Consider the following 12502-nt stretch of genomic DNA (forward strand, 5'->3'; position numbering starts at 1 on the left):
CCTCGCTCAGTAGTGGCTCAGTTGCGTCTGCTTGACCAGGTCCTCGTACAGGCGGGCGTAGGGTTCCACCGCTTGGCACCAGTTGAATGGCTGGGTCATCGACAGGCAGCGCATGGCGTTCAGCAAGTCCTTCTTGCCATACACATAGAAGGCGCGGCCCAGTGCTTCGCGGTAGCTCTCGACGGTCGACTCGTTGAACAGGAAGCCGGTGACGCCGCACTCGATGGTGTCGGCCAGGCCACCGGTGTTACGCGCCACCGGTAGCGAGCCGAAACGCTGCGCGTACATTTGGCTCAGGCCGCACGGCTCGTAGCGCGACGGCATCAGCAGGAAATCGCTGCCGGCGAACATGCGACGCGCGTCGGTTTCGTTGAAGCCGATACGCACGCCGATGCGGCCCGGGTGGCGGAGCGCCAGCTCGCGCATGGCCTGTTCTTCTTCCGGCTCGCCACGGCCGATAATCGCAATCTGCCCGCCTTGCTCGACAATGTAGTCGGCCACGCCCAGGGTCAGGTCCAGGCCTTTCTGATACACCAGTCGCGAGACCACGGCGAACAGGGGGCCTTCGGAGTCATCCAGGCCGAACAGTTCGCGCACCTCCTGGGTATTGCGCGCCTTGCCTTCCCAGTCGTTGATGCTGAAGTTGTGCTGCAGGTGCTTGTCGGTGGCCGAATCCCAGCTTTCGTCGATGCCGTTGGGGATGCCCCCCAGCAGGCCTTGCTGGGCCTTGCTGGCAAGGAAGCCGTGCAGGCCGCAGCCAAATTCCGGGGTGGTGATCTCCTGGGCGTAGGTGGCGCTGACCGTGGTGATGTGGCTGGAGTAGGCCAGGCCGGCCTTGAGGAACGACAGCTTGCCGTAAAACTCCATGCCCTCCTGTTGCATGGCATGGTCCGGGATTGCCAGTTCCGGGCTGCAGCCACGGCTGTACACGCCCTGGTAGGCCAGGTTGTGGATGGTGAACAGGGTCGGCGTGTTCAACCCGCGCCAGTGCATGTAGGCCGGTGCCAGCCCGGCAGGCCAGTCGTGGGCGTGCACCAGTTCAGGCTTCCAGTGGATCATGCCTTCCCCGGCGGCGATTTCGGCGGCGGCCAGGCCCAGGCGGGCGAAACGGATGTGGTTGTCGGGCCAGTCGCGGCCGTTGTTGGCACCATAGGGCGTGCCGTCGCGCTGGTACAGTTCGGGGCAGATCAGTACGTAGATCACCAGGCCGTCAACCATGTCCATACGGCCGATCTTGCAGGGCGGAAGAGCCGCGTGGCCGCCCAACTCACCGACGATATGGATCGGGTTGTCGCTTTCCATGACCTGGGGGTAGCCCGGGATCAGCACCCGCACATCATGCAGGTGCGCCATGGCGCGGGGCAGCGCTGCGGATACGTCACCCAGGCCGCCGGTTTTCACCAGGTCGGCGATTTCCGAGGTCACGAACAGGATCTTGCGCTTGTTGGGATTGTGCTGGCGCTGGGCGCCGGGTGCCTTGCCTGTCGTGGCGAAGTCCGGGGTGAGCGGCTCGCGGTTGTCCGGTTTGAATGAATCTGCGTGAGGCTCGACAGCGGCACTGATCATACTTCTCTCCGTCCCTATGCTTGGCCGGGTGCTGGCACCCATGGCGATATTTCGTGTTGGTTCTCTCTGCTTGCTGAATGCTGCGTAGTGCGTTCCATGCCCCAGGGTCGTGCGCGCACGCACGGCGCGATCGGCGTTCCGGCCGAAAGCGATTGGGCTGGTGGGTTGGTGGCCGTGGCTGGGAAGTCCCTTTGCATTTGGCCTACTTAGTTCCTGACCTGCCCGCTTTCCGTAAAGTTCGACTTTTTTTCGTCACTCTTCCATTGAGCAAATGGCGGGCCGAAACCCGAGTGTAGGAGAGAAAAAGGTGAAATGGTGACCCACTGGTCACTATTGTGATGCCGCGGAATAGACGCAAACGTTGGCGTATGGGAACGGATGTGAGTGCACGGCTGGCGAGGGGGGATGAGGTGGCGGCCGGCATGCCCTATCATGATGAGGGTGCACTATTTTGGTGCGTGCCTTGGTCGCCAATGGGACACACTGCTGCACGTTCAGATGTGCGCAGTCCTTCATCGGTGCGACGCCCTGCGCAGGTTCTTGTCTTATCGGTGATACGGTCTAATGATGGGCCGGGGTGGGCTCGAGACAGGGGGCGACGGCGTTTGCGCTATTGCGAGCAGGTACGTACTGCCCGGCAAGTGCAGCGCGGCGATCACCAGCGGCTCGGCACTGATGATGGACGAAGGACAGCCGCTTGCAAGGGTTGGCGATGCTACCCGTCATGGTGGCATCCGGGAAAGCGGCGATAGCAGTTGGTTGCTCGATTAAGCAAAGTGGGAGCTGTTCAGCCCCCACTGGGAAGGACCAAGGTCAGAGGCTGACGGCTTTGCCGTCGGTGCGCGCTTGCGCCAGCAGCAGGTTCAGTTGGGCAACCTGCTGGCGCAGCTGGTCGCGTTCGTCCTTCAGTTTACGCAGCTCATCACGGCGCACGGAGACATAGAGGGTCTGGGTTGGAGTGGCAGGCATCAAGGTACCCATGAGCACACCTCGCGGTTTTGGCTGGTGACAAGTTAAAGCGTAGACGCTTCACGCGGGGCGCATTCTGAATTCTTTTACAGGTCTTGGGAACTTTTTTGTTTATCGTGGTCTCGCCGTTCGTCGCTGAACCCTCGGCCGGCATGCTGGACTAATCTGAACAGCTGGACTGTGTTGACATCCATTTTTGAAAGGGGAGCATCGGCTCATGCAACTGGGAATCGTCGGGCTGGGCCGCATGGGCGGCAATATCGCAAGGCGCCTGATGCGCGCCGGCCACCGTACCGTGGTGCACGACCGTAACCGTGAGGCCATCAATGGCCTGGAGGGCGAGGGCGCCCAAGGGGCGCACGACCTGGGTGCGCTGGTACAAAAGCTGAAAGCGCCGCGCGCGGTGTGGGTGATGCTGCCAGCAGGTGAGCCCACCGAACAGACCATCGCCCAGCTGGCCGAGTTGCTGGAACCGGGTGATGCGATCATCGACGGCGGCAACACGTTCTATAAGGACGACATGCGCCGCGCGGCTGAATTGGCCAAGCGCGACCTGCATTACCTGGACGTCGGCACTTCCGGCGGGGTGTGGGGCCTGGACCGCGGCTATTGCATGATGATTGGCGGCGAGAAGGATGTGTTCGAACGCTTGGAACCGCTGTTCAAGGCGTTGGCACCGGGTGTGGGCGACATCCCGCGTACCCATGGCCGCAGCGGCGAGCACCAGCGTGCCGAGCATGGCTATATCCACGCCGGCCCACCTGGGGCCGGGCACTACGTGAAAATGGTCCATAACGGCATCGAGTACGGCTTGATGCAGGCCTATGCCGAAGGCTTCGACCTGCTGCGCAGCAAGGGTGGCGACGAGCTGCCGGAAGACCAGCGCTTTGACCTCAACGTGGCCGAGATCGCCGAAGTGTGGCGGCGTGGCAGCGTGGTGACCTCGTGGCTGCTCGACCTTACCGCCGATGCGCTGGTGGCCGACCCGCAGCTTGCCCAGTTCAGTGGTTCGGTGTCCGACAGTGGCGAAGGCCGCTGGACCATCGATGCCGCGGTGGAGCAGGCCGTACCGGTGCCGGTGTTGTCCAGCGCACTGTTCGCGCGTTTCCGTTCACGCCAGCAGCAAGGCACCTACGGTGACAAGATTCTCTCGGCCATGCGCCTGGGCTTCGGTGGCCATGTCGAGAAAAAAGGCGAATGACTAAACAGACCATACCCGCTGCCCCTCCATGCACCCTGTTCCTGTTCGGCGCCAATGGCGACCTGGTCAAGCGCCTGCTGATGCCGGCGCTGTACAACCTCAGCCGCGACGGTTTGCTGGACCGTAACCTGCGCATTGTCGGCGTCGACCATAACCCGGCCAGCGCCGAAGATTTCGCCGAACGTCTGCATGCGTTCATGGTCGAGCGTGACAAGGGCGTCGAGGGGGCTGCAAGGTGCCTGGACGAAAAACTCTGGGCCCGCCTGGCCAAGCGACTGGATTACCAGACTGGCGATTTCCTCGACCCGGCCACTTATGCTGCCATCGGCAAACGCATCGACAAAACCAGCCACGGCAACGCCATTTTCTACCTGGCTACCTCCCCGCGTTTTTTCCCGGAAGTGGCACAGCGTCTGGGCGAAGCCGGCTTGTTGGACGAGTCCGCCGGTGGTTTTCGCCGGGTAGTGGTCGAGAAACCTTTCGGCACCGATCTGGCCAGCGCCGAGGCCCTCAATGCCTGCCTGCTGAAAGTGATGGGCGAGCGGCAGATCTACCGCATCGACCATTACCTGGGGAAGGAGACGGTGCAGAACATTCTGGTCAGCCGCTTCTCCAACGGGCTGTTCGAATCGTTCTGGAACAACCACTACATCGACCACGTGCAGATCACCGCTGCAGAAACCGTCGGTGTCGAAACCCGCGGTGCCTTTTACGATGGCACCGGCGCCCTGCGCGACATGGTGCCAAATCACCTGTTCCAGTTGCTGGCGATGGTGGCCATGGAACCGCCAGCTGCGTTCGGTGCTGACGCCGTGCGCGGCGAAAAGGCCAAGGTGGTCGGCGCCATCCGCCCGTGGTCGGCCAAGATGGCGCTGAAGAACTCCGTGCGTGGCCAGTACAGCAGTGGCAGGCAGGGGCGCAAGCAACTGCCCGGCTACCGCCAGGAGGCCAACGTTGCGCCTGACAGCCAGACCGAAACTTACGTGGCGCTGAAAGTGATGATCGACAACTGGCGCTGGGCCGGCGTGCCGTTCTACCTGCGTACCGGCAAGCGCATGAGCGTGCGCGATACCGAAATCGCCATCTGCTTCAAGCCTGCGCCGTATGCGCAGTTCCGCGAGTCTGAACTGGAGCGGCCCAAGCCCAACTACCTGAAAATCCAGATCCAGCCCAACGAAGGCATGTGGTTCGACCTGCAGGCCAAGCGGCCTGGGCCGGAGCTGGTGATGGAGAACGTCGAGCTGGGTTTCGCCTACAAGGACTTCTTCAAGATGACCCCGGCCACTGGCTACGAAACGCTGATCTACGACTGCCTGACCGGTGACCAGACGTTGTTCCAGCGGGCCGACAACATCGAGAACGGTTGGCGTGCTGTGCAGCCATTCCTTGATGCCTGGGCCCAGGGTGGTGAGGTGCATGAGTACCCGGCTGGTGAGGATGGGCCCGAGGCTGGCCATGAGCTGCTGACCCGGGACAAGCGCGAGTGGCACCGGTTGGGGTGAGACGTTTGCAAGCGCCTGAGCCGCGAAAGGGCCGGCACAGGCGATCAAATCAAGGAGGCTTGATGCCCGCCCATATTGAAGACTACGCCCTGCTGGGCAACTGCCGCAGTGCCGCCCTGGTCAGCCGTGATGGCTCGCTCGACTGGCTGTGCCTGCCACGGTTCGACGCCCCCGCGGTATTCGCCGCCCTGTTGGGCAACGAAGAAAACGGCCGCTGGCGCCTGGCCCCTTGCGACCCGGTCGAGCACATCAGCCGCCAATACCTGGGCGACACCCTGGTACTGGAAACCACTTGGGTCACCGCCACCGGCCGTGCCCGTGTACTCGATTTCATGCCGCTGGGCGAAGTCAATTCGGTCGTGCGCATCGTCGAAGGCATCGCTGGCGAAACCCATTTCGAAATGGACCTGGTCATGCGCTTCGACTACGGCCGCAGCGTGCCCTGGGTCGAGCGCCTGGAGCCGTTGATCCTCAGCGCTGTCGCTGGCCCTGACCGGTTGATCTTGAGCAGCACCGTGCCCCCGCAAGCCCGCGACCACCATACCGGCTGCCGCTTTCGCGTCAGCACGGGCCAGCGCCAGGTCTTCAGCCTGCGTCACCAGCCCTCGCACTTGCCGGTGCAGCCCGACTGCAACATCGACGAAGCCCTGGCAAACACCTGCGAGCAGTGGCAGGCCTTCGCCGACCGCTGCCCGCAGGTCGGGCCGTATACCGCCCTGGTGCGCCGCTCGCTGCTCACCCTCAAGGCCATGACCTACGCCCCTACCGGCGGCATTGTCGCCGCCGTCACCACCTCGCTGCCCGAGCGTGTAGGTGGCGAACGCAACTGGGACTACCGCTTCTGCTGGCTACGCGACGCCACCATGACCCTGCTGGCGTTCATGAACCTCGGCTACTTTGATGAGGCCCAGGCCTGGCGTGAATGGCTGCTGCGCTCGGTGGCCGGCAACCCCGAACAGATGCAGATCATGTATGGCCTGGCGGGTGAGCGCGACCTGCAGGAATACACCCTGCCGTGGCTGGCCGGCTACGAGCACTCGCAGCCGGTGCGGGTGGGCAATGCCGCCTCGCAGCAGGTGCAGCTGGATATCTACGGCGAACTGGCCGACGCCATGAGCCAGGCGATCAGGGGCGGCTTGCCGCGCCACCCACGCAGCGCCGCGATCTCTCGGTTGATCCTGCCCTACGTCGAGCGCATCTGGCGCGAGCCGGACGAAGGTATCTGGGAAGTGCGCGGTGGCCGCCAGCAGTTCGTCCACTCCAAAGTGATGGCCTGGGTGGCGTTCGACCGTGCCGCCGGGTTGGCCGACACCACCGAAGAGGGCCGCGAACAGGGTCAGCATTACCGCCAGGTGGCTGACGAGATCCGCCGGGAAGTGTGTGAGCACGGCCTGGACAGCAGCGGCACGTTCTTCGTCCAGGCCTATGGTTCGAGCGAGATGGACGCCAGCTTGTTGCAGATTGCCCTCACAGGCTTCCTCCCAGCCGATGACCCCCGCTTCTTGCGCACGCTGGAGCAGATCGAACAGCGCTTGCTGAAAAATGGCCTGCTGCTGCGCTACGACACCGACAGCTGCACCGATGGCCTGACCCCGGGTGAGGGCACCTTCTTGGTCTGTTCATTCTGGCTGGCGGATGTCTACGTGCTGCTGGGGCGCCAGGCCCAGGCGCAGGCGTTGTACGAACACCTGACTGGTCTGTGCAACGACCTTGGCCTGCTGGCTGAACAGTACGAGCCGGCCGGCCAGCGCATGCTCGGCAACTACCCCCAGGCGTTCAGCCATATCGGCATCATCAACACCGCACTGAATCTGCACCGCGCACAGTGCCCGGCGCGCGACCGTGCGCGTTGCGCATAAGCCAGCCACGGCTGCACAGGGATTGCGCTCGCATCGAGAAACAAGCGGAGTAGACTAGGCCAAACACCATTCGGCACGGAGCATACATGGGTATTCGCGGTACGGATCGGCAGATCGACAACATAGAGTGCAACAAGGGTGGCTTCGACACGTTTGGGCCAGTGCGACCAAATGAACGGCGCTTTCATTTCATCGATCCGAACGGTCATGAACTGGCGGTGTGGGCGGCCCAAGCCTGATGGCCAACCACAAGATCGAAATCCGTCGGCGCAACATCGACAAGATTCTGCAAGCGGCGGAAAAAGTGTTTGCCGAGAAAGGCTACGGCGCCACCTCCATGGGCGATATCGCCGAGCAGGCCGAATTGCCGCGCTCCAACCTGCATTACTACTTCAGCACCAAGGACGAACTGTTCCGCGCGGTGCTGCACGACCTGCTGGACGTGTGGAAGCAGGACGCACTCTGCTTCGAGAACTTCGATGACCCGCGCGTGGTGCTGACCAGCTACATCCGGGCGAAAATGGGCCATTCGCGCTCGCGGCCGCTGGGCTCGAAAATCTGGGCCGAAGAGATGCTGCACGGGGCGCCAGTGCTGGGGGTGAACCTGGATGAAAGCCTGGTGCCCTGGGCGAAAATGAAGGAAGCCAAGATTCGCCGTTGGGTGGAGGAGGGGCGGATTCTGCCGGTCGAGCCGTCGGCGTTGCTGTACATGATCTGGGCGTCCACCCAGCACTATGCCGACTTTGGTTACCAGGTGCAGTTGCTCAATGGCGGGGAGGTGCTGTCTGACATGGCCTTCGAGAATGCGGTGCAGACGGTGACCAGCGTGATCTTGCGGGGAATAGGGCTGGAGCCGTGATCCGGCATTCCAGGTGGACGTGGTCTTTTTGTGGGAGCGGCCTTGTGTCGCGATCGGGCCGCGAAGCGGCCCCTCGATGTCTGTATCGCGGCAAAGACTGCTGGGGCCGCTGTGCGGCCCAATCGCGACACAAGGCCGCTCCCACAGGGATCGCGCCAGCTTTTAGAAATTGAGCAAGACAGTTGCTCCCACAGGGGCCGCGTCAGCTGTTCAGGCGGTGACCCGCTTCAACTGGCCTCACGGTAGGGGTTACGCGGATCCTGCGTCCAGTTCAGGTACGGCTTGCCGGTGTCTTGTGCCTCCATTTCGATGCAGTTTTCCACTGGGCAGGTGATCTGGCACAGGTTGCAGCCCACGCATTCCTCCTCGATAACGCTGTAGGCATGCGTACCGTCAGCTTTCAGCGTGCTGGCAATGGCCTGGTGCGAAGTGTCCTCGCAGGCAATGTGGCAACGCCCACAGCCAATGCACGCCTCCTGGTCGATACGCGCCACCGACTTGAAGTTGATATCCAGGTACTTCCAGTCGGTGGTATGCCCCACCGCCTGTCCGCGGAACGCCTCGATGTTGTGGTGGCCATGCTGGTCCATCCAGCGCGCCAGGCCATCCTTCATGTCTTCGACAATGCGGAAGCCATGCAGCATCGCCGCCGTGCACACCTGCACCGCACCGCTGCCCAACGCCATGAATTCCGCTGCGTCGCGCCAGTTGCCGATCCCACCAATGCCACAAATCGGCAGGCCACGGGTTTCTGGGTCGCGAGCGATTTCCGCCACCATGTTGAGCGCGATCGGCTTCACCGCCGAACCGCAGTAACCGCCATGGGTGCTCTGGTCGCCAACGATGGGGTGGGCCACCATGCGGTCGAGGTCGACGCTGGTGATCGAGTTGATGGTGTTGATCAACGACACCGCATCAGCCCCGCCCCGGTGCGCAGCACGCGCCGACTGGCGGATATCGGTGATGTTCGGCGTGAGCTTGACGATCACCGGCAGTGAGCAGTACGTCTTGCACCATCGGGTGACCATTTCCACGTACTCCGGCACCTGGCCTACCGCTGCACCCATGCCGCGCTCCGGCATGCCGTGTGGGCAGCCGAAGTTCAGCTCGATGCCATCGGCCCCGGTGGCTTCCACCAGCGGCAGGATGAACTTCCACGATTCCTCCACGCACGGCACCATCAGCGACACGATCAGCGCGCGGTCTGGCCAGTCCTTCTTCACCTGGGTGATTTCACGCAGGTTGATCTCCAGCGAGCGGTCGGTGATCAGCTCGATATTGTTGATGCCTTGTACCTGGCGGTTGGCGCCGTAGTGCGCTGAGTAGCGCGACGATACGTTGACCGCCGCCGGGTCTTCGCCCAAGGTCTTCCACACCACGCCGCCCCAGCCGGCTTCGAAGGCGCGGACCACGTTGTAGGCCTTGTCGGTGGGCGGTGCGGAGGCCAGCCAGAACGGGTTGGGTGCCTTGATACCGGCGAACACGATAGACAAGTCGGCCATTTACGCTGCCTCCACGTTGAGCATGAGTTGGGCATGGATGGCTTCGGCGGCCAGCTTGCCGTGTTGCACGGCCTGGACGGTGAGGTCCTGGCCAAGTGCCGTACAGTCGCCGCCGGCGTATACGCCTGGCAGGTTGGTCTGCATGCTGGCGTCAACGCGGATGCGTTCACCCTCGCGGGCCAGTTGGGCTGCCACCGGGTCGGTGAGGCTGGCATCGTCGAAGCGCTGGCCGATGGCTTTGAAGATGGCGTCGGCGGCCAGTTCGAAGGTCTCCCCGGTATCGCGCAGGCGGCCTTCGGCCAGCTCGGTGCGGGCGAAGCGCATGCCGCGCACCTGGCCGACGTCATCCAGCAGCACGGCGTCGGGGCGGGCCCAGGTGTGCAGGCGTACCTGGTTGGCCTTGGCGATGTCCTGCTCGTGGCCGGTGGCGCCCATGTCCGCGTGGCCACGGCGATACACCAGGTTGACGTCGCGAGCGCCGAGGCGGCTCATTTGCACGGCCATGTCGATGGCGGTGTTGCCGGCGCCAATCACCAGGCAGCGGTCGGCCAACGGTAGCTGGCTCAGGTCATCGGCCTGGCGTAGCTCACGGATGTACTCGGTGGCGGCGAGTACCCCGGGTGCTTCCTCGTCGGGCAGCCCTAGCTGGCGCACGGCATTCAGGCCAAGGCCCAGGAACACCGCGTCGTACTGATCGCGCAGTTCGCCCAGGCTGAGGTTGCCACCCAAGCGTTGGCCATGGCGGACTTCGATACCGCCAATCCCCAACAAGAAATCCACTTCGCGCTGGGCATAGTCGTCTACCAGTTTGTAGCGGGCGATGCCGTACTCGTTGAGGCCGCCAGCCTTGTCGCAGGCCTCGAACACCACTACCTCATGCCCGTGCATGGCCAGCCGGTGGGCGCAGGACAGCCCCGCAGGGCCGGCGCCGACCACGGCGATACGCTTGCCGGTGGCGGGTGAGCGCTGGAACGGGTGCTCGCTGAATTGGGCGTTGTCCAAGGCATAGCGCTGCAGCTGGCCGATCAGCACCGGGGCGCACTCCTGCGCGTTGTTGCGTACGCAGGCTTGCTGGCAAAGGATTTCGGTAGGGCAGACGCGGGCGCAGCTGCCGCCGAGGATGTTGGCCGAGAGGATGCGTTCGGCGGCGCCTTGCAGGTTTTCGTCGCTGATGCGGTGGATGAACGACGGAATGTCGATTTCGCTGGGGCACGCGTTGACGCAGGGGGCGTCGTAGCAATACAGGCAGCGTGCGCTCTCCACGGCGGCCTGGCGGGCGGTGAGGGGTGGGGCCAAGTCGCTGAAGCGCTCGGCCAGCTGGTCGGCGCCGGCGCGGGGGCGCGGCAAATGGTTCAGGGCGTTGGTCACGGTTGTAGCCTCTCTATTTTTTTAGGTGCAGGCGACAGGGAGTGCGGTGGATTCTGGGGCTGCACAGCAGCCCCAGTGGTTTCAGCGCTGAACAGGTATCGGCCGCTGCTGTTCCGCCCTGCGCCCCAGCACCTCGTACACCGAGGGATAGGCCGGCCGTTCCACATACCGCCCCGCGCCCGGTTCGGCGCGCAGGTCGCCATCCGCCCAGAGCACCTTGCCCTGGCTGATGGTGTGGCTGGGGACTCCGCGCACGGTGCGGCCTTCGAAGATGTTGAAGTCCACCCGCTGGTGGTGCGTCTGCGCCGAGATGGTGCGCGTGCCCTGGGGGTCCCACAGCACCAGGTCGGCATCAGCGCCCACCCGAATGGCACCCTTGCGCGGGAACAGGTTGAAGATCTTGGCCGTGTTGGTCGACGTCAGCGCAACGAACTCGTGCATCGACAGGCGCCCGCTGTTCACCCCAGCATCCCACAGCACCGCCATGCGGTCTTCGATGCCGGCGGTGCCGTTGGGGATGCGGCTGAAGTCGTCGCGGCCCATGGCTTTTTGCTCGGCGCAGAAACAGCAGTGGTCGGTGGCGGTGGTGTGCAGGTTGCCCGACTGCAGGCCGCGCCACAGTGCTTCCTGGTGCTCACGCGGGCGGAACGGCGGGCTCATTACATAGCCGGCAGCTGTGGCCCAGTCCGGGTCACGGTAGACGCTGTCGTCCAGCAGCAGGTGGCCGGGCAGGACCTCGCCGTATACCGGCTGGCCCTTGGCTCGCGCGTAGGCGATTTCATCCAGCGCCTCACGGCTGGAAATGTGTACGACATACAGCGGCGTACCAATGGTTTCGGCGATGCGGATGGCACGGCTGGCCGCCTCACCTTCCACTTGCGAGGGGCGCGACAGGGGGTGTGCCTCAGGCCCGGTCAGGCCCTGGGCCAGTAGTTTCTTCTGCAGGTGGTAAACCAGTTCGCCGTTCTCGGCATGCACGGTGGGCACCGCGCCCAGTTCCAGGCAGCGCTCGAAGCTGGCCACCAGGGTGTCGTCGGCGGCCATGATCGCATGCTTGTAGGCCATGAAATGCTTGAAGCTGTTCACGCCATGCTTGGCCACCAGTTCGCCCATTTCCTCGGCCACCTGATCGCTCCACCAGGTAATGGCGACGTGGAAGCCATAGTCGCTGGCGCTTTTCTGGGCCCAGCCGCGCCAGGTATGAAAAGCCTCCAGCAACGACTGCTGCGGGTTGGGGATGACGAAGTCGATGATCGACGTGGTGCCGCCGGCCAGGCCTGCCGCAGTGCCACTGAAGAAGTCTTCGCTGGCCACGGTGCCCATGAACGGCAACTGCATGTGGGTGTGCGGGTCGATGCCGCCTGGCATCAGGTACTGGCCGCTGCCGTCGAGGATCTCGCAGTCGGTGGGTGGTTCGAGGTTTTGCCCAATGGCACGGATCAGGCCATCGGCACACAGGACATCGGCGGGGTAGCTCTCTTCGTGAGTAACCACGGTGGCGCCACGGATCAACAGGGACATGCCGTTTTCCTCGCAGGCTGACCGGTCTTGGCCGGTTCTTTGCATTGTCATGGAGGCCGGGCGGACAGGGCGGTCAATCCTGTCAGGCCTGACAAGATTCGAGGCTAGATGCTGATTCTGGATTCAGCAAGAAAATTTTCCCATTAATTTTGTGG

The 12502-nt window shown here is 63.6% G+C and carries 10 protein-coding genes; 5 read left to right on the top strand and 5 right to left on the bottom strand.

Translation table 11 applies throughout. The annotated features are described in order from the left end of the window. Window positions 1–6: 6 nt before the first annotated feature. Together glgA and E8E68_RS21970 are read right to left on the bottom strand one after the other, a co-directional pair. Entirely contained in the window at window positions 7–1566 is a 1560-nt protein-coding gene (gene glgA / locus E8E68_RS21965; RefSeq protein ID WP_266030454.1) for a glycogen synthase GlgA, read from the bottom strand. An 813-nt stretch (window positions 1567–2379) separates the two neighbouring features. Continuing rightward, on the bottom strand, window positions 2380–2547 hold the full coding sequence (locus E8E68_RS21970) for a DUF6026 family protein (protein ID WP_013973320.1): 168 nt from the start codon (window positions 2545–2547) through the stop codon (window positions 2380–2382). A gap of 205 nt (window positions 2548–2752) precedes the next feature. On the opposite strand from E8E68_RS21970, the gene gnd reads away from it, so the two are divergent. From gnd to E8E68_RS21995, 5 genes are all read left to right on the top strand, one after another. After that, window positions 2753–3736 carry a phosphogluconate dehydrogenase (NAD(+)-dependent, decarboxylating) gene (gene gnd / locus E8E68_RS21975; RefSeq protein WP_266030452.1) on the top strand — a complete coding sequence of 328 codons (984 nt, stop codon included), beginning with the start codon at window positions 2753–2755 and terminating at the stop codon, window positions 3734–3736. Continuing rightward, a complete protein-coding gene (zwf, locus tag E8E68_RS21980; RefSeq protein ID WP_280344694.1) occupies window positions 3733–5238 on the top strand; it encodes a glucose-6-phosphate dehydrogenase in 1506 nt (501 codons plus the stop codon). The genes gnd and zwf overlap by 4 nt, the downstream gene beginning before the upstream one ends. A gap of 5 nt (window positions 5239–5243) precedes the next feature. Further along, window positions 5244–7097: a glycoside hydrolase family 15 protein gene (locus tag E8E68_RS21985; protein ID WP_280344697.1), complete on the top strand. Its 1854-nt coding sequence runs from the start codon at window positions 5244–5246 to the stop codon at window positions 7095–7097. A gap of 86 nt (window positions 7098–7183) precedes the next feature. After that, entirely contained in the window at window positions 7184–7336 is a 153-nt protein-coding gene (locus tag E8E68_RS21990; protein WP_266030447.1) for a hypothetical protein, read from the top strand. After that, a complete protein-coding gene (locus tag E8E68_RS21995; RefSeq protein ID WP_280344700.1) occupies window positions 7336–7956 on the top strand; it encodes a TetR/AcrR family transcriptional regulator in 621 nt (206 codons plus the stop codon). The genes E8E68_RS21990 and E8E68_RS21995 overlap by 1 nt, the downstream gene beginning before the upstream one ends. A 227-nt stretch (window positions 7957–8183) precedes the next feature. Here the strand turns inward: E8E68_RS21995 and preA are convergent, their stop codons facing one another. The 3 genes from preA to hydA form a co-directional block, all read right to left on the bottom strand. Next, complete coding sequence (gene preA / locus E8E68_RS22000; RefSeq protein WP_280344703.1) at window positions 8184–9458, bottom strand: NAD-dependent dihydropyrimidine dehydrogenase subunit PreA; 1275 nt, start codon at window positions 9456–9458, stop codon at window positions 8184–8186. Next, complete coding sequence (locus E8E68_RS22005) at window positions 9459–10826, bottom strand: NAD(P)-dependent oxidoreductase (RefSeq protein ID WP_266030441.1); 1368 nt, start codon at window positions 10824–10826, stop codon at window positions 9459–9461. 81 nt (window positions 10827–10907) lie between these two features. Continuing rightward, window positions 10908–12347 (bottom strand): dihydropyrimidinase, encoded by a 1440-nt coding sequence (hydA, locus tag E8E68_RS22010; protein ID WP_110744641.1) that lies wholly within the window; start codon window positions 12345–12347, stop codon window positions 10908–10910. Window positions 12348–12502 lie beyond the last annotated feature (155 nt).

The organism is Pseudomonas sp. BN607, from assembly GCF_029871175.1.
In the GTDB taxonomy this organism is placed as follows: domain Bacteria; phylum Pseudomonadota; class Gammaproteobacteria; order Pseudomonadales; family Pseudomonadaceae; genus Aquipseudomonas.